18 protein-coding genes are annotated in these 17,184 nt (G+C 40.0%); 14 read left to right on the forward strand and 4 right to left on the reverse strand.

The window, feature by feature from the left end:
- Positions 1–51: 51 nt before the first annotated feature.
- From recJ to AB669_RS16210, 7 genes are all read left to right on the forward strand, one after another.
- Positions 52–1,752 carry a single-stranded-DNA-specific exonuclease RecJ gene (gene recJ, locus AB669_RS16180; RefSeq protein WP_047800291.1) on the forward strand — a complete coding sequence of 567 codons (1,701 nt, stop codon included), beginning with the start codon at positions 52–54 and terminating at the stop codon, positions 1,750–1,752.
- A gap of 36 nt (positions 1,753–1,788) precedes the next feature.
- Positions 1,789–2,529, forward strand: coding sequence for an LPS export ABC transporter ATP-binding protein (gene lptB, locus AB669_RS16185; RefSeq protein ID WP_047800292.1), 741 nt, complete (start codon positions 1,789–1,791; stop codon positions 2,527–2,529).
- Positions 2,530–2,538: 9 nt separating this feature from the next.
- Complete coding sequence (locus AB669_RS16190; protein ID WP_047800293.1) at positions 2,539–4,062, forward strand: GH3 auxin-responsive promoter family protein; 1,524 nt, start codon at positions 2,539–2,541, stop codon at positions 4,060–4,062.
- 34 nt (positions 4,063–4,096) lie between these two features.
- Positions 4,097–4,522 carry a YkvA family protein gene (locus tag AB669_RS16195; protein WP_047800294.1) on the forward strand — a complete coding sequence of 142 codons (426 nt, stop codon included), beginning with the start codon at positions 4,097–4,099 and terminating at the stop codon, positions 4,520–4,522.
- The gene (locus AB669_RS16200) at positions 4,509–4,829 is read left to right on the forward strand and encodes a DUF2752 domain-containing protein (protein ID WP_047800295.1); all 321 of its coding nucleotides are present in this window, start codon (positions 4,509–4,511) and stop codon (positions 4,827–4,829) included. The genes AB669_RS16195 and AB669_RS16200 overlap by 14 nt, the downstream gene beginning before the upstream one ends.
- A 3-nt stretch (positions 4,830–4,832) precedes the next feature.
- The gene (locus AB669_RS16205) at positions 4,833–5,306 is read left to right on the forward strand and encodes a CCC motif membrane protein (protein WP_197082414.1); all 474 of its coding nucleotides are present in this window, start codon (positions 4,833–4,835) and stop codon (positions 5,304–5,306) included.
- A gap of 101 nt (positions 5,307–5,407) precedes the next feature.
- On the forward strand, positions 5,408–5,818 hold the full coding sequence (locus tag AB669_RS16210) for a BrxA/BrxB family bacilliredoxin (RefSeq protein ID WP_047800296.1): 411 nt from the start codon (positions 5,408–5,410) through the stop codon (positions 5,816–5,818).
- A gap of 76 nt (positions 5,819–5,894) precedes the next feature.
- Here AB669_RS16210 and cdaA read toward each other — a convergent pair whose 3' ends face one another.
- Complete coding sequence (cdaA, locus tag AB669_RS16215; RefSeq protein ID WP_047800297.1) at positions 5,895–6,686, reverse strand: diadenylate cyclase CdaA; 792 nt, start codon at positions 6,684–6,686, stop codon at positions 5,895–5,897.
- Positions 6,687–6,747: 61 nt separating this feature from the next.
- Positions 6,748–7,602 (reverse strand): dihydropteroate synthase, encoded by an 855-nt coding sequence (folP, locus tag AB669_RS16220; RefSeq protein WP_047800298.1) that lies wholly within the window; start codon positions 7,600–7,602, stop codon positions 6,748–6,750.
- Between the two features lie 98 nt (positions 7,603–7,700).
- On the opposite strand from folP, the gene AB669_RS16225 reads away from it, so the two are divergent.
- The 4 genes from AB669_RS16225 to AB669_RS16240 are packed head-to-tail and all read left to right on the forward strand — an operon-like array spanning position 7,701 to position 10,980.
- Positions 7,701–8,246 (forward strand): DUF1599 domain-containing protein, encoded by a 546-nt coding sequence (locus tag AB669_RS16225; RefSeq protein WP_047800299.1) that lies wholly within the window; start codon positions 7,701–7,703, stop codon positions 8,244–8,246.
- Positions 8,246–9,397: a BT_3928 family protein gene (locus tag AB669_RS16230; RefSeq protein WP_047800300.1), complete on the forward strand. Its 1,152-nt coding sequence runs from the start codon at positions 8,246–8,248 to the stop codon at positions 9,395–9,397. The genes AB669_RS16225 and AB669_RS16230 overlap by 1 nt, the downstream gene beginning before the upstream one ends.
- Positions 9,397–10,452 carry an ABC transporter permease gene (locus tag AB669_RS16235; protein WP_047800301.1) on the forward strand — a complete coding sequence of 352 codons (1,056 nt, stop codon included), beginning with the start codon at positions 9,397–9,399 and terminating at the stop codon, positions 10,450–10,452. The genes AB669_RS16230 and AB669_RS16235 overlap by 1 nt, the downstream gene beginning before the upstream one ends.
- A gap of 24 nt (positions 10,453–10,476) precedes the next feature.
- Positions 10,477–10,980, forward strand: coding sequence for a shikimate kinase (locus AB669_RS16240; RefSeq protein WP_047800302.1), 504 nt, complete (start codon positions 10,477–10,479; stop codon positions 10,978–10,980).
- Positions 10,981–10,999: 19 nt separating this feature from the next.
- On the opposite strand, the gene crtD is transcribed toward AB669_RS16240, so the two are convergent.
- Positions 11,000–12,469: a 1-hydroxycarotenoid 3,4-desaturase CrtD gene (gene crtD, locus AB669_RS16245; protein ID WP_047800303.1), complete on the reverse strand. Its 1,470-nt coding sequence runs from the start codon at positions 12,467–12,469 to the stop codon at positions 11,000–11,002.
- 39 nt (positions 12,470–12,508) lie between these two features.
- Between crtD and rhuM the strand changes: the two genes are divergently transcribed.
- Positions 12,509–13,498: a RhuM family protein gene (gene rhuM / locus AB669_RS16250; protein ID WP_047800304.1), complete on the forward strand. Its 990-nt coding sequence runs from the start codon at positions 12,509–12,511 to the stop codon at positions 13,496–13,498.
- Between the two features lies 1 nt (position 13,499).
- On the opposite strand, the gene AB669_RS16255 is transcribed toward rhuM, so the two are convergent.
- Complete coding sequence (locus AB669_RS16255) at positions 13,500–15,197, reverse strand: M28 family peptidase (protein ID WP_047800305.1); 1,698 nt, start codon at positions 15,195–15,197, stop codon at positions 13,500–13,502.
- Between the two features lie 263 nt (positions 15,198–15,460).
- Between AB669_RS16255 and AB669_RS16260 the strand changes: the two genes are divergently transcribed.
- Both AB669_RS16260 and rlmD read left to right on the forward strand, forming a co-directional pair.
- Positions 15,461–15,571, forward strand: coding sequence for a hypothetical protein (locus AB669_RS16260; RefSeq protein WP_047800306.1), 111 nt, complete (start codon positions 15,461–15,463; stop codon positions 15,569–15,571).
- A gap of 165 nt (positions 15,572–15,736) precedes the next feature.
- Entirely contained in the window at positions 15,737–17,149 is a 1,413-nt protein-coding gene (gene rlmD, locus AB669_RS16265; protein ID WP_047800307.1) for a 23S rRNA (uracil(1939)-C(5))-methyltransferase RlmD, read from the forward strand.
- Positions 17,150–17,184: the final 35 nt, after the last annotated feature.

Here is a 17,184-nt window from a genome sequence, read left to right on the forward strand (position 1 = left end):
GTGGAACAATATTTAATTTAAATGTATATTTACTCTTCGGAGATAGAATAAATGGAAAAAAGATGGGTAAAAGCATCAGTTTGTAACGATGATACGGTAACCAAAATTACAGAAGCGCTTAATATCGACCGCTCACTCGCGCAGATTTTGGTGCAGCGGAACATTTGTAGTTTTGATGAGGCAAAAGATTTTTTCCGTCCGGATCTGAATCACCTTCACGATCCTTTTTTGATGAAGGATATGGATATTGCCATCCAAAGAATCGATGATGCATTGGCCGGCCACGAAAAAATATTGATCTACGGCGATTATGATGTAGATGGCACAACTTCGGTCGCCCTGGCCTTTAGTTTCTTCTCGCAGCTTACCGAAAATATCGAATATTACATTCCCGACCGTTATCTGGAAGGGTACGGAATTTCAACCGCAGGGATCGACTACGCCCATCAAAATGGATTTACGCTGATTATCGCCCTTGATTGTGGAATCAAATCAGTCGACAAAATTGACTATGCAAATCAGTTGGGCATCGATTTTATCATTTGTGATCACCACTTGCCTGGGGCCGAGATCCCTGCCGCGGTTGCGGTGCTGGATCCAAAACGGGAAGATTGTGGTTATCCCTTTAAAGAATTAGCTGGCTGTGGCATCGGATTCAAACTTGCACAAGCCTATTCGCAAAAACACCACCTGCCTAAAGAAAACTTTTTGCAATACCTAGATCTTGTCATGATCAGTATTGCCGCCGATATTGTTCCTATAGTTGGCGAAAACAGAATTCTTGCCTATTACGGTTTAAAAAAACTCAATACAAACCCTTGTGAGGGCCTAAGGGCTTTAATGGAAGTTTCCGGTAAAAAGGAAAACTACACCATTATGGATGTGGTATTTACCCTCGGCCCGCGTATTAATGCAGCAGGGCGGATAGATCATGCCAAACATGCTGTAGCCATGCTGCTTTGCCAGGAAGATGGAAACGCCCTGGAACAAAGTGAAATCATTAACCTCAAAAATACCGAACGTAAAGCCTTCGATCAGGATATTACCCGTGAAGCACTCGCGTTGATCGGTGATAGTGAAATACTCATAAACAAAAAAACCACCGTTGTTTTCAATGAAAACTGGCATAAGGGTGTCATCGGTATTGTGGCATCCAGATTAACAGAAACGTATTACAGACCAACAATTGTACTCACCAAATCCAACGGACACGTGGCGGGCTCTTGCCGCTCGGTAATTGGTTTCGATCTTTACGAGGCGCTAAGCGGATGTTCCCATCTGCTTGACCAGTATGGAGGTCATAAGTTTGCTGCAGGCCTAACCATGCAGGAGCATAATGTAGATGCCTTTGCCGATAAGTTCGAAGAAATTGTATCCGCCAGCATTACTTCAGAGCAGCTAACGCCAATGATTAAAATTGATGCAGAAATAGAATTATCTCAAATTGATGGTAAGTTCTATCGCATTCTGGCACAAATGGGGCCGTTCGGCCCCGAAAATTTAGCACCCGTATTTGTAACCCACCAGGTGTACCTCGATAAGCCGGCAATGACGGTTGGCGCAAATCATTTAAAAATAAATATTAAACAACAAAATTCGCCTATTTTTGAGGGCATTGCATTTGGGTTGGCCGAATTTCAGAATCTTCTGCAACCAAAAGTTCCGTTTTCTGTTTGTTATACAATAGAGGAAAATGTTTGGAGAGACAAAAAGCGTTTGCAACTCAATATTAAAGGTATAAAAGTGAATTAGCTAACCTCATAACCCTAACAGGTTGAAATAAAACATATGATATTAAGAGCCGAAAATCTGGTTAAAAAATATAAGCAGCGTACTGTAGTAAACGACGTGTCGTTCAGTGTGAGTCAGGGCGAAATAGTTGGCCTTCTAGGACCAAATGGTGCGGGGAAAACCACTTCATTTTATATGATTGTGGGCTTAATCAAACCAAATGAAGGCCGTATCTTTTTGGAAGAAGAAGACATTACTGAAGACGCCATGTATCGCCGTGCTCAAAAAGGTATTGGTTACCTGGCCCAGGAAGCGTCTGTTTTTAGAAAGCTTACTGTAGAAGATAATATCCTCGCCATACTCGAAATGAGTAATCTGAGCAAAGAAGAACAAAAGCATAAACTGGAGGAACTGATTAATGAGTTCAGTCTGCACAAAGTGCGCAAAAACAGAGGCGATTTATTATCAGGAGGAGAACGACGCAGGACTGAAATCGCACGCGCCCTCGCCGCTAACCCTAATTTCATATTGCTCGATGAACCCTTTGCCGGAGTAGACCCGATTGCGGTTGAAGAAATCCAAAGCATTGTAGCTAAACTTAAACACAAAAATATTGGTATTTTAATTACCGACCATAATGTGCAGGAAACACTTTCAATTACTGATAGGGCTTATCTGCTGTTTGAGGGCAAAATTCTCGAGCAGGGGGTACCCGAGGTTTTGGCAGAAAATGAAATGGTTAGAAAGGTTTACCTTGGCTCGAACTTTGTGCTCAAACGTAAAAAATTTGATGTCTAATTAAAGCTAATGGCAATTGTAAATTCAATTTTTACCTGGTTAATGAAAAAGCGGATCCACCAGATCGAGCTTTTTATGAAATATCCCCATGATGTACAGCAGGAGTGGTTTCACACTTTAATTGATAGTGCCGAAAATACCGAATGGGGTAGGATGTACGATTATAAAACCATTCTTACCCCTCAGCAATACCAGGAACGTGTTCCCATCCAGAATTACGACACCCTGAAACCTTATATCGAAAGGATGCTTGCCGGTGAACAGAATATACTCTGGCCATCAGATATTAAATGGTTTGCCAAATCATCAGGAACAACAAGCGACAGGAGCAAATTTATTCCGGTTTCCAAAGAAAGTCTGGAAGAATGCCATTTTAAAGGTGGCAAAGATATGCTCTCTATTTATTGCAATAATCGTCCGGAAAACCAGATGTTTACCGGGAAAGGACTTGTTTTAGGGGGGAGCCATCAGGTAAACCAACTAAATGAAGATTGTTTTTACGGCGATCTTTCAGCCGTATTGATTAAAAACCTACCCATTTGGGCCGAGTTTTACCGCACACCAGATATGTCCATCGCCCTGATGGATAACTATGAAATAAAAATGGATCGGATGGCGGAAGCGACCATTCATGAAAATGTTACCAGTATTTCTGGCGTTCCCACATGGACTATTGTCCTCGCAAAAAAAGTTTTAGAACTAACTGGTAAGCAAAACCTGCTCGAAGTGTGGCCAAATTTAGAGGTTTACATCCATGGGGCTGTTAATTTTACACCCTACCGCGAGCAATTCAAACAATTAATCCCTTCAAACGACATGTATTACCTCGAAACCTATAATGCTTCCGAGGGATTTTTTGGCATACAGGATCAGGATGATTCAGAAGAAATGTTGCTGATGCTGGATTATGGCATTTTCTACGAATTTATCCCAATGGAAAATATTGGTGAAGAAAATCCACAGGCACTGCTGTTGGGAGAAGTAGAACTCCATAAAAATTATGCTATTGTAATTTCTACCAACGGTGGATTATGGCGGTACATGATTGGTGATACGATTCAGTTCACCTCTCTGGCTCCCTATCGCATCAAAATCACTGGTCGTACAAAACATTTTATCAATGCTTTTGGTGAGGAAGTAATCATAGATAATGCTGAACAGGCGCTAACAAAAGCATGCTGTGCTACGGGGGCTGAAATTAAAGATTATACTGCGGGTCCTATTTATTTTGAGGGAGAGAAAGCAGGAGGCCATGAATGGATCATTGAATTTGATACACAACCAGATGACTTCGAGAAATTTGTCGATATCCTGGATCAAACCCTTCGGGAAATTAATTCGGATTACGATGCAAAGCGATTTAAGGATATGGCTTTATGTCGCCCGAAAGTTCACAATGCGGCTCCCAATACTTTCTATAACTGGCTGAAATCGAAAGATAAATTAGGAGGGCAACACAAGGTGCCACGCCTGGCAAATGAACGCAAATATCTGGATGATATCCTGGAAATACTCAAATCTGCAGCTGCTTAATAAAATATGGATTGGTAATTGCTGTATCTTGTGTATGGGTCTGAGCACAAATAAAATACTGAATCTTTTCAAAAAATCGCAGAGCAGAGCGTCAGCGATCCTAAAAGATAAATCAAAAGCCAGCGTCACCGTCGAAAATGCGCTCGGAAAAGCCGTATCCAATAGAAGTGACTTAGAAGGCGTTTGGGATAAAATGGTATTGCTGTTAGCCGTTTCGAAAGATTTTATCAATGGAAACTACACCGCAATTCCTAAACGCTCAATTATTGCCATACTCGGCGGCTTGGTATATTTTCTTTCTCCGATCGATGTAGTGCCCGACTTTGTTCCGGTTTTAGGTTTTATAGATGATATTTTTGTTTTAAATCTGGTTTATAAACAGGTTCTTAAAGACCTGGAAGAATATAAAACCTGGAAAAGCGGCCAAGGTAAATTAGTCAGTATCGATGGCGAATCATAACAGTTTAGCTGACTGGCTTAGTCATCATCTTTTTGCATGTCCTGTCAAAGCTTACTTTGGCTTTGATTGTCCGGGCTGTGGCTTCCAGCGTTCAGTCATCTCATTATTTAAAGGTAATATTGCAGAGTCATTCCGGTTTTATCCCGCAACTATGCCTATCCTTTTTCTTGCGGTGTTTGCCATCATTCACCTTAGCATGGATGTTAAAACAGGTGCCAGCATAATTAAAATCGCTTACGCAGGTATTGCAATAATTATCTTAATCAACTACATTTATAAAATATCTACTCATCAACTTATCAGCTAATCTATGTCAGAAGAACAAGATAATTCTCACGAGCACAAGCCTATAGATTTAAGTAAAAACGAAAGCAGTACAGAACCACCGGTTAACCCCGGCTTTTCTGCTCCTCCACCGTTTCAGCAACCTCCGCCATTTGGACAGTTTCAAGGTGGTTTTGGAATGGGACAGCAAAATCTCCCTAACGCAACAGCTGCGTTGGTATTAGGAATTATTGCACTGCCGGCATGTTGCTTTTACGGCATATTCGGCATCGTCTTCGGTATTATCGCGTGGATTCTGGGTGCTGGCGATGTAAAAAAATATCATCAGAATCCAGGATTATATAGCGAATCGTCCTATAAAAATGCAAAAGCAGGAAAAATCTGTGGGATGATTGCTACAATATTGAGTGTGCTGTTTATTGGTATAATCATATTGTTTGTAGTTGGTGCATTAACCCACCCTCAGGCATATGATAACTTCTTTAAAGGTTTCCATTAAGCATAAGCTTAATTTTACCTTAAAAATATAAATCGGATGTTGCATGACATCCGATTTTCTTATTTTTGTACGGTAAAACTGTAATTAAAAAAACTAACATAATGTATCCGGAATATTTAGTAGAACCAATGCGTAAGGAATTAACTAACGTAGGTTTTGAAGAATTAAAAAATGCACAGGAAGTTGATCAAGCCATTAAAGGTGAGGGAACTGTGTTTGTTGTTGTAAACTCTGTATGTGGTTGCGCGGCGGCTAACGCTCGTCCTGCAGCTAGAGCAGCAGCAGCTCACGCAAAACACCCTGATAAACTGGTAACGGTTTTTGCTGGAATGGAAAAAGAAGCTGTAGATCAGGCGAGAAGTCACATGATGCCTTTCCCTCCATCATCGCCAGCTATGGCTTTGTTCAAAGATGGTAAACTGGTTCATATGATCGAACGTCATCAAATCGAAGGCCGTCCGGCACAAATGATTGCTGATAATCTGATTGGCGCGTTTGAGCAATATTGCTAGAAAATTATCATGAAGAATCGGCAATAGAGAATTGTTCTATCGTTTGCCGATTCTTCATTCTTTAGTATTACCTCACTCAAAAATCTTTGTTGAGTAATTTCTCAAGCTCTCCAAACGATACATTCATTCTTACCCTGCCTTGTTTGGCATAAGAAATCTCGCCTGTTTCTTCTGAGATAATCACCGCCACGGCATCTGTAGTTTCTGAAACACCAATACCTGCCCGGTGCCTTAAACCAAATTGCGAAGGCAACTGGTCATTATCCGTTAGCGGTAAAATGCAGCTGGCACTTTTAATCTTATTTTCAGAAATCACCACCGCACCATCATGCAGTGGACTATTCTTCTGAAATATGCTCTCCAGCAGGCGTTTTGAGATTTTTGCATCCACCACTTCGCAGCTATTCGCAAAAAACTGCTCATCATAAAACTTTACAAATACAATCAAAGCCCCCGTACGGGTTTTTTTCATGGTTTTGCATGCATCAATAATGGGCTTTATTCGCGTTAAGTTATTTCGTTCAATTTCTTTCCGTCCAAACAGATAACCCCACCAGGCTTTGTTTTTTTGCAGAAAAGCATTCTTACCGATAAGTAGCAGAAAGCGCCGTATTTCTGGATGAAAAATTACGATAAGTGCGATAATGCCCACACTCATAAACTTTTCAATAATGGTAGTGAGCAATTTCATATGCAGGGCATCTACCACTCGATAAAAAATCGCAATGATAAGCATGCCTACCAAAAGGTTTACAGCAAGGGTATTACGGATTAGGGTGTAGACATAGTAAATCAAAAGCGCCACAAGCACAATATCCACCACGTCGGTAACCGTAAACTGCACGAAATCGAAATCAAGTCCTTTCATTTAGGCACAAGATAGCAAAACCCTTAGCAGTTTACAATTTTGAGTTTTATATATTCAAAAATTATGAATGCAGCATTTCAACTAGTTTCACACACTCTACCGCTTCCTTAACGTCATGTACCCTTAAAATACCCGCCCCTTTTTGCAGTGCAATGGTGTTCAGTACAGATGTTCCGTTCAGTGCCTCAGCTGCAGTATTGCCTAATACTTTATGGATCATCCCTTTTCTTGAAAACCCCACTAGTACCGGAAGATTAAATATTTTAAAGTCTTCCATTTCATTTAATAACTGATAATTATGTGCAATGCTTTTGCCGAAACCAAAACCGGGATCAATGATAATATCGTGAATATGTATTGCTTTCAGTGCAGCAACTTTTTTGGCTAAGTAATCAATCACATCAAGGGTTACATGTTTATAAACGGGATTTTGCTGCATGTTTTGTGGTGTACCCTGCATGTGCATAATCATATAGGGCACCTGATGTCTGGCAACAACTTCAAACATACCGCTATCCATATCGCCACTGGCAATATCGTTTATGATATGCGCACCTGCCAATATCGTCTCTTCCGCAACCTTAGCCCTGAAAGTGTCAATAGAAATAATCGCTTCAGGTAGTTCCTTACTGATATTTTCAACCACGGGAATTAATCGGGCCAGCTCTTCTTCTGTGGAAATGTCCTTTGCACCAGGACGGGAAGAATATCCCCCAATATCAATAAAGGTTGCGCCCTCATTCAGCAATTGTTCCGACTTGCGAAGTGCGCCGTCAACAGATTTTGAACGGCTGCTGCTGTAAAAAGAATCAGGAGTAATATTAACTATTCCCATAACTTTTGCCGTGCTTAAATCAATCAGTTTACCTTTGATATTTAAAGTTTGACGGGGTTCAAAAAAGTTTTTTTCGGCCATAATAAACCCTTTCGGGATTTGGGTTTCGCTTTAAAAATGTATCTTTAGCTTTTGTTGTTTCGCAGCAAAAATACATTAAAACTAAATATTTTACCGAATTGGCACAAACAAATACCGCTATAGAATTTGATGAAGTGATCGCAGTTTGCAGGTCTTTATTTCTTAAAAAAACAAAAGATTACGGAACCGCTTGGCGCATTTTAAGGCCAAGTTCTATTACCGATCAGATTTTTATCAAAGCGCAGCGTATCCGTACGCTGGAGGAAAAAAAAGTTAGCCTGGTAGGAGAGGGTGCCACCTCCGAGTATATAGGGATTGTAAACTATTGTGTAATAGCCATGATGCAGCTCGAATTAACTGATGCTGATCCGAATGAACTTCAGTATGAGCTCGTAGAACGTTTGTTTGAGGAAAAAGTTAAGGAAACTAAAGACCTTATGTTTGCGAAAAACCACGATTATGGCGAAGCCTGGAGGGATATGCGCATCAGTTCACTAACGGACTTGATTTTGATGAAGATTTTTCGTGTCAAACAAATAGAAGACAATGAAGGACAAACCCTCGCATCTGAAGGAGTTAAGGCCAATTACCAGGATATGCTCAACTATTCAGTTTTTGCGTTGATTAAATTAGGAGTTAAATAATGAAAAATATTGCTTTAGGCTTTTCCCGATTTTTTGTAGGTGCACTTTTTATATTTTCAGGCTTAATTAAAGCAAATGATCCGCTCGGTTTTGGCTATAAGTTACAAGAGTATTTCGAGGTTTTCCATCTTAATTTTCTTAACGGTGCAGCCACATCAATAGCCATTCTGTTATGCACGCTCGAAATTGTTCTGGGTGCTCTTTTATTGTTGGGCTTCTGGAGCAAAAAGGTAGCCTGGGGTTTACTGTTGCTAATCATATTCTTTACCCTTTTAACCTTCATTTCTGCAGCTTTTAAAGTAGTAACCAGTTGTGGTTGCTTCGGAGATGCTATCCCCTTAACACCTTGGCAATCTTTTAGCAAAGACTTGATTTTGCTGGTATTAATTATAGTAATCTTTTTATACAAAGATCGCATCAAACCACTTTTCAATAAAGAATCTTCACAGCGCAATATTGCAATTGTTGTTACCCTTATTTCTTTGGGTTTCGGCCTTTTTACCTACAACGTTTTGCCTGTTATCGATTTTCTTCCCTATAAAGTGGGCGCCCACATTCCTTCATTAATGGTCATCCCTTCCGGAGAAAAACCAGATGAATTTGAGATTATGTATCACCTCAAAAACAAGAAAACAAAAGAAGAAAAGGATATGAGCGACAAAGCATACCTTAAAACGGAAATCTGGAAAGATAATAACTGGGAAATAATTGGAGAGCCCATTAAACGCCTCGTTAAAAAGGGATACGAGCCCAAAATTAAAGACCTCATTATAACGGATGCTTCAGGTACCGATTACACTAAAGAGCTGATCGAAAATCCATATTATAGTCTGGTTTTTGTGGCGTACGACTTGCGTAATACAAATGAAAGGGCTATCGCAAAACTGAATGCTTTAGCCATAAACGCCACCCAGCAATTTAATATCCGCACAGTGTTACTAACCTCCAACTCAGCTCAGGATGCCGAAGCCTTCATTAAAAAGAACAATCTGTTTTCAGAAGTGTTTTATGCCGATGCCGTTCCGCTAAAAAGCATGGTTAGAGCTAATCCAGGTGTTATTCTATTACGAAATGGTGTAATTGTAAATAAATGGCATAATCACAATGTGCCTACATTCGACCAGCTGAGTAGAAAGTATTTCGATAAATAATGATTGCATACGCACTAAAAAAACTATTATACGGAATACTGGTAATGGCCGGTATCATACTGGTTGTTTTTGTGCTTTTCAACATCCTCCCCGGAGATCCTGCCAGGATGACCATGGGACAAAGGGCCGACGTTCAATCGCTGGAAGCCGTTCGTAAAGAGTTTGGTCTCGATAAGTCCAGGCCAGAACAGTTTGTGCTTTATGTGAACGATCTTTCACCCATCAGTATTTTGGGCAACGACGATGCCGCAGCGAAGAAGTATAGATATGTAAAGCTGATTGATTTTTCTAACAAAGCCCTGGTGTTGAAATGGCCTTATCTCAGAAGCTCATATCAAACAAAGAGAGATGTGCGGGATATTCTGGGGGAAACTGTCCCAAATACTTTTATCCTGGCATTAACGGCCATGATCTTTGCCACAATCATTGGTGTGTTTCTGGGTGTAGTTTCTGCTGTATATAAAGACACATGGATTGATAAATCCGCAAATGCTTTTGCCATCATGGGTATATCCGCGCCTTCATTTTTCGCAGGAATCATCATTGCATGGTTATTCGGCTTTGTATTAAGTGATTATACAGGTTTGAAAATGAGCGGTAGTCTATATTCTTATGATCCTTTTAACGGCGAAATACTCACACTAAAAAACCTCTGGTTGCCAATGGTTACACTGGGGCTTCGTCCGCTGGCAATCATCGTCCAGCTTACAAGAAGCGCCATGTTAGATGTACTCGCTCAGGATTATATCCGTACAGCACGGGCCAAGGGCCTCGATAGCAAAACAATCATTTATAAGCATGCCTTAAAAAATGCACTTAACCCGGTAATTACGGCCATTTCAGGATGGTTCGCCTCACTATTGGCAGGCTCTTTTTTTGTAGAATACATCTTCGGTTACAATGGTTTGGGACGAACAACTGTAGCAGCCCTGGAGATGTCTGATTTCCCGGTGGTCATGGGCTCAATATTATTTATAGCCTTAGTTTTTGTAGTCATCAATATCCTTGTTGATGTATTATATGCTTACATCGATCCGAGAATAAAATTAGCTTAACATTAATTTAAAATTAATATACAGATGAAAATCTTTTTAGTCGGATATATGGGCTGCGGCAAAAGTACCAAAGCCAAGCAACTGGCACACCGGCTGGATTGTCCGGTTATTGATCTTGACGCAGAGATTGTTTCCAAAACCGGAAAAACAATTGCTGAATACTTCACAGAATTTGGTGAAAGCGGTTTTCGGGATTACGAAAGTGAAATGCTTAAAACATTTGATTATCCCGAACATTGTGTAGTAGCAACAGGTGGGGGATTACCCTGCTTTTTTGATAATATGCAATGGATGAATACGCATGGCGAAACGGTTTATCTTCAAATGGCACCGGCTGCCCTGGTATCAAGACTGCACAACCGCCAGAAACGGCCACTAATCAAAGATCTTAACGACGAGCAACTATTGGAATTTATAAAAGTAAAACTCCTGGAAAGAGACCCCTTTTATACGCAGGCAAAGATCATTGTCGATGCTTTCGATCTAGATGGTGAAAAACTGGAAGCAGCAATAAAAGGAAAGGCATAGTAACAATCTCACATTCCAATTATTCGACATTTTTTATTTCCTGATCTATTATTTTTGCCGACAAAAGCGCCAATGGAATTCCCCCTCCGGGATGGACACTCCCGCCGCAAAAGTATAATCCGTTGATTTTAGTGCTGAAATTGGAGTGCCTCAGAAAGGCCGAAAACTGATTATTTGAACTGTTTCCGTACAATGAGCCCTGGTAAGAGCCTGTTTTTATTTCAATACTACGGGGATCTAATATTTCCTCACATAAAATATCACCGCTAATATCCTTGTTGAGGATACGGTTAATTTTGCTGATGATATTTTGCTTTGCAGACAGGATTAAACTATCCCAATCCTGACTGTTGTTGGCAGGAACATTAACCATGACGAACCAGTTTTCGTGTCCATCCGGCGCATCAGTTTTAACGTGTTTAGCACTGATATTGATATAAACCGTTGGATCTTTATAAATGGCTTTGGCTCCCCATATCGCATCAAACTCGGCCTTGTAATCTTCCGCAAACATGATATTGTGCAGGCCAAGTTCAGGGTAATGGCCCTTAATTCCCCAGTAAAAAATCAGTGCCGAGCTGCTTCTTTCCTGAGTTAATAATTTCGTTGGAGGCGGGAGTTTTTTCAGCAGGTCACGGTAAGTAAACCAGATATCCAGATTTGAAATCACTAGTTCTGCAGGAATTAAAGTATCGCCCTCCTTAACCCCGATAACTTTTGCTCTATCATAAACGATCTCAGTCACCTTTGTATTAAAGTGGAATTTTACCCCAACATCTTTAGCGAGTTGGGTTAACGATGACGTAATACTATGCATTCCCTGTTTTGGGATAAAAGCACCAAAATGATATTCGAAATGCGGAATTACATTTAAGGTTGCGGGTGCCTGATAGGGGTTTGAACCATTATAAGTCGCATAGCGGTTAAATAACTGGGCTATTCTTTGATCTTTGAAAGAATGAGTATTAGCGTCTGCCTGTGTTCTGAATGCATCAATCTCGCCAAACCGAAATACCGATTTCAGCGTATCCCAATGTATAAAGCTTTTGATTTTATGAATAGATCGTTCAAGAAATACCCGGTGGGTAACATCGTATATTGTCTCGCTTTTTGCCAGAAATTTTTTGATTTCCTGAGCAGTTGAATTTGTTTTCCGTTCAATCTCTTTTGCAAATTCTTCCAGGTCTGCCTTAGCGGTTAATGTAAGCCCATCCTCATAGAAATATTTACATATCTCATCTAATTTTTCATACTGGAAATAATCACCTGGATTTTTACCTGCAAGCTGGAAAAGTTCATCCACATATTGTGGCATGGTAAAAAGACTTGGCCCGGCATCAAAACGGAACCCATCAATGCAAATTTCGGTAAGCTTTCCGCCAGGGTAACCGTTAGCCTCAAATACCGCTACATCATAACCCTTTACGGCCATTCTGATGGCTGAAGCAATCCCTGCAACCCCTGAACCAACAATTATTGCTTTTGGCATGATGCGAAAATAGGTTAAATATTTTAGTAAATTATACCGATGAAACAAGGAGAAATAATTTTTTATACAAGTGATAGTGGATCTACAGAAATTGAAGTGGCTGTACAGGAAGATACTTTATGGTTGAATCAAAAGCAAATAGCAGTAGTGTTTGGTGTTCAAGTCCCGGCTGTTAATAAGCACATTAATAATATTTTTAAGGAAAATGAATTGGATGAATCAACTATTTCCAATTTGGAAATAGTTCAAAAAGAAGGGACTCGAAATGTTAAGAGAAGGGTTGATGTCTATAATCTTGACATGATTTTATCTATTGGTTACAGGATCAGTTCCACAAAAGCAACTAAATTCCGCATTTGGGCAAATCGAATTCTTAAAGATTATCTGCTAAAGGGATATGTGCTAAATCATAAAAAGCTGAAAGAACAGGAGCAGAAGTTAAATGAGCTTAAGCAGGTTGTTAAATTAATCCATCATGTTCATGAAAGTTATTTACTGGATAAAGCAGAAATTAAAGACACTTTCAAGGTATTGGTTGATTATGTTTATGCACTAGACATTTTAGATCAGTATGACCACCAGCAGCTTGATTATACGGTCTCCAATCATAAAACTTTATTTAGTATCGATTACAATTCGGCAATCGGGGCTATTCATGATTTGCGCACAAAGTTCGGTGGTAGCAAACTCTTTGGTAACGAGAAAGATCAATCTTTCGAAAGTTCTTTAACAACTATTTATCAAACCTTTGATGGAGAAGAATTGTACCCCAGTTTGGAAGAAAAAGCAGCACATCTCTTATATTTTGTCGTCAAAAACCACTCTTTCTCAGATGGGAATAAGCGAATAGCCGCATTTTTATTCGTTTGGTTTCTGGAAAGAAATAAAATGTTATACAGATCAGATGGCACCAAACGAATTGCTGATAATGCACTTGTAGCACTTACCTTATTAATTGCTGAAAGCGATCCTATAGAAAAAGATATGATGATTAAGGTAGTTATAAATTTAATTAATTATAAAAATTAAACTACTTCAGCTCCTTCAGATATAAACTAGTCTGCTTCTCAATATCATCCCTCGCAACCTTTATAGCAGATCCTTTTCGCGTAGTTTCTGCTTTAACAGGCATTTTACCAATGGTTGCCAGTGCATCAATATACCATTTACTCCATACTTCAATAATGTGCCGCTCTTCAGCAGCCGGTTTGCCCGCAGATAGTGCCTTTTTGCTCAGCTCAAACTCCTTTTTTAAACGAGCAAGTCCATCGGCCTGAACTTGTGCAACAGTTGCTGCTGCAGTCGATTCGTTAGCAGAAACTAAGGTATATGCAGCAGTTAGCCCGCTCACACCAACATTCTTCATCTCAGTGGGCGAAACCTTATCTATCCGGTCGTTATCTGTATGGTAAAATACATCCGTAAAATGCCACATCAGCAAGCCGGGAATTTTATGCTGTAAAAATGGAGTGTGATCACTGCCCCCTTCAAAAGGATTGTAATTTACTGTCCAGTTGGCAAACTTGCCTTGTTTCTTACAAATATCAAAAATGAAATCATTGAAATAATGAGGAAACAGGTCTTTTTCTGTCACATCTCCCGCACCCCACTCTGTATGTTTATCTGTGCCCCTGGTCCATATTGCCGATGGATCAGGCATTTTTTCAATCAGAAAAGAGCCTCCTGTTTTTTGGGTATCCTCGCCTACCATATCCAGACTCATACCCCATAAAATACCTTTTGCTCTGGTGGTGTCTTCTGTAATATAACGCCTTGTCGATACAATTTCATCCCCCCATAGAAAGGTAATTGTGCGCTGAGGTCCAATCTTTTTCGTCTTAACAAGTTCTGCTGTTAACCTCGCCATTTCAGCAAGTGTACCTACTCCACTGGCATTATCGTTTGCACCAGGTTCCTGAACGTGGGCACTGAAAACAAATCTTTCACCTGGCCGCTCGCTTCCACGAACATTAGCTACAATAGTTAATTCTTCTGATGGATAAATTCTTGTCTGGATGTTAACCTTCAACTTAGTCATGCCTTTCATGCAGGCAGCTTTTAGCTTTTCTTTTGCTCCATATGACAATAATAATGTCCATACTTCGCTATTGGCTTTCATGCTGCTAAACTGTATTGAAGTTTGATGAACCTCAGGCTGAGTATATTTCGGCATTGAATAGCCAACTATGCCAATCGCTCCGGCTTTGGTCGCAGCAGCCAGTAATCTGGAAGGGTGATTCTCTGAAAAGATAATTTTTCCCTTCACATCTGTTTTTTCAACATCCGAAAGGTTACTGATGAATACAACTTCAGCGCTAACTCCCCCTGCAGGCGTAGAAGTGCAGTTAATGGGAATCATGTTTCTGTTCGTCTGGAAAGAAATTAAAGGCTCTGGATTTCCTTCGATATCGATTCGCGCATCTACAGGTTCCCAGGTATTATTCTTCATAGGGCGCTTTTCAATGCGGTAAGTCAGTACGCCCTCCGATTCGTTAAGCTTTTGCTTAGCGAATCCCGCATTTTTTAAAATCTGTTCAACATAATGAATACTTGCATTAAAACCCGTATTGCCTGGAACGCGGAAGAATTTTTCTACATAAGCGGTGGTATTATAAGCCTGCTTTTCGTTAAATCCGTCGCGGGTAAGCTTGAAATAGGAGTCAGTTGTATTTTGAGCGTAGCTTGCTGCTGCCGCGAAAAGCAACATAAACAGTATTTTCTTTTTCATTTAGTAATTTAAAACCGAAAGATAGTAAGAAAATTCCGTGTTAATAATGGTACCGCTGGTCACTTCTCTGAAAGCAGCGCTGCCACTTACTCATGCAGGTTGAAACCTCCACTAACGCACTATCAATCAATTTAATCCATTGGTCTATCCTCCCAATGTAATATAATAGCCTTTAAACTAAAATTAACATAAATTTAATTTGAACTGTTATGGTTTCCGGTATAAATTAGCTATTATTGTAAATATAGAGGAGGTTTTTTATCATGAGCAAAGAAATATTAGAGTTTTCTGTACAAGTAGATGAGAAATTTGACTTAAAGTTTAACTGGTCAGATGGCTTCTGGGAAGCTGCATTCAAATTTTTCGGAAAGTAGAGCTTAATCTGATTTCTTTATTCCGGGTTTTCCTGATCCGGTATAAAATGATGCTGCCATAACTTTTTCTTAACAACTTTCCCTGGGCAAGCCATTATTTGTATTCATTCTTACCTGAGCATTGTGCTTTAGTCTTTCAGCTTTTCCGCTTATCTTTGCACGATAATGAGTAGAAGAAAACCAGGTACGGTAACGGTCATTCCAAACGTACAGATAATTGATATTGCTGAAGAAGGTAAAGGCGTTGGCAAGGCCGATGAATTGGTTATTTTTGTAGATAAAGCAGTTCCGGGAGATGTAGTTGACGTACGCTTAACCAAAAAGAAAAAGAACTTTGCTGAAGCAATTATCGATCAGTTACATCAAAAATCTGAATTACGCACGGATCCTTTCTGCCCGCATTTCGGTACCTGTGGCGGTTGCAAATGGCAACATATGGGTTACGATTCTCAATTAAAATTTAAACAGAAAAATGTTGAGGCGGCCCTCCAGCGTCTCGGCAAAATCGATACTTCCAATACTGAACCGATCTTAGGTTCTGCACAAGACCGCTATTACAGGAATAAACTTGAGTTTACTTTTTCCAACAAACGTTGGTTAGACAGAACGGATATAGAGCGTGATGAAGATTTCGACATGAATGCACTGGGCTTTCACGTTCCGCTTCGTTTCGATAAAATCCTCGATATCGAACATTGCTATTTACAGGCCGAACCCTCGAACTCCATCAGAAACGCAGTACGTAAATACGCACTGGAAAATGGTTTGTCGTTTTACGACTTACGCAACCACGAAGGGGCACTGCGTAATTTAATTATACGTACATCCAGTACCGGAGAAGTGATGGTCGCGGTGGTTTTTGCCTACCCTGAAGAGGATCAGGTAGAAGGCTTGATGGGATTTCTTAAACAAGCGTTCCCACAGATTACCGCCTTACTCTATATCGTGAATCAAAAGAAAAATGATACCATCTTTGATCAGGAAGTCAATCTTTTTGCCGGTCGCGATCACATATTTGAAGAGATGGATGGCATCAGGTTCAAAATCGGCGTTAAATCTTTCTATCAAACCAATTCGGAGCAAGCCTTTGAATTATATAAAATCACCCGTGATTTTGCCGGATTTAAAGGTGATGAACTGGTTTACGATTTGTATACCGGGGCAGGAACTATTGCCAATTTTGTGGCAAAAAGCGTTAAACAGGTGGTGGGTGTAGAATATGTACCTACTGCAATTGAGGATGCTAAATTCAATTCTCAGTTAAATGGAATCGACAACACGATTTTCTATGCAGGAGATATGAAAGACATTCTCACTGAAGAGTTCGTATTGGCACACGGCCGACCAGACGTGGTCATTACAGATCCGCCAAGAGCAGGTATGCATGCCGATGTGGTGCAGCGCCTCTTAGAAATGGAATCTGATAAAATTGTCTATGTAAGCTGTAACGCGGCAACACAGGCCCGTGATTTAGAATTACTGAAAGAAAAATATGATGTGGTGCGCATTAAACCTGTAGATATGTTTCCGCATACTCAACATGTAGAAAATGTGGTATTATTAAAATTAAGAGGATAGAATTTCATTTCCTTATTCAAAATTCAATAATTAAT

Source organism: Pedobacter sp. BMA, assembly GCF_001027745.1.
Classification (GTDB): domain Bacteria; phylum Bacteroidota; class Bacteroidia; order Sphingobacteriales; family Sphingobacteriaceae; genus Pedobacter.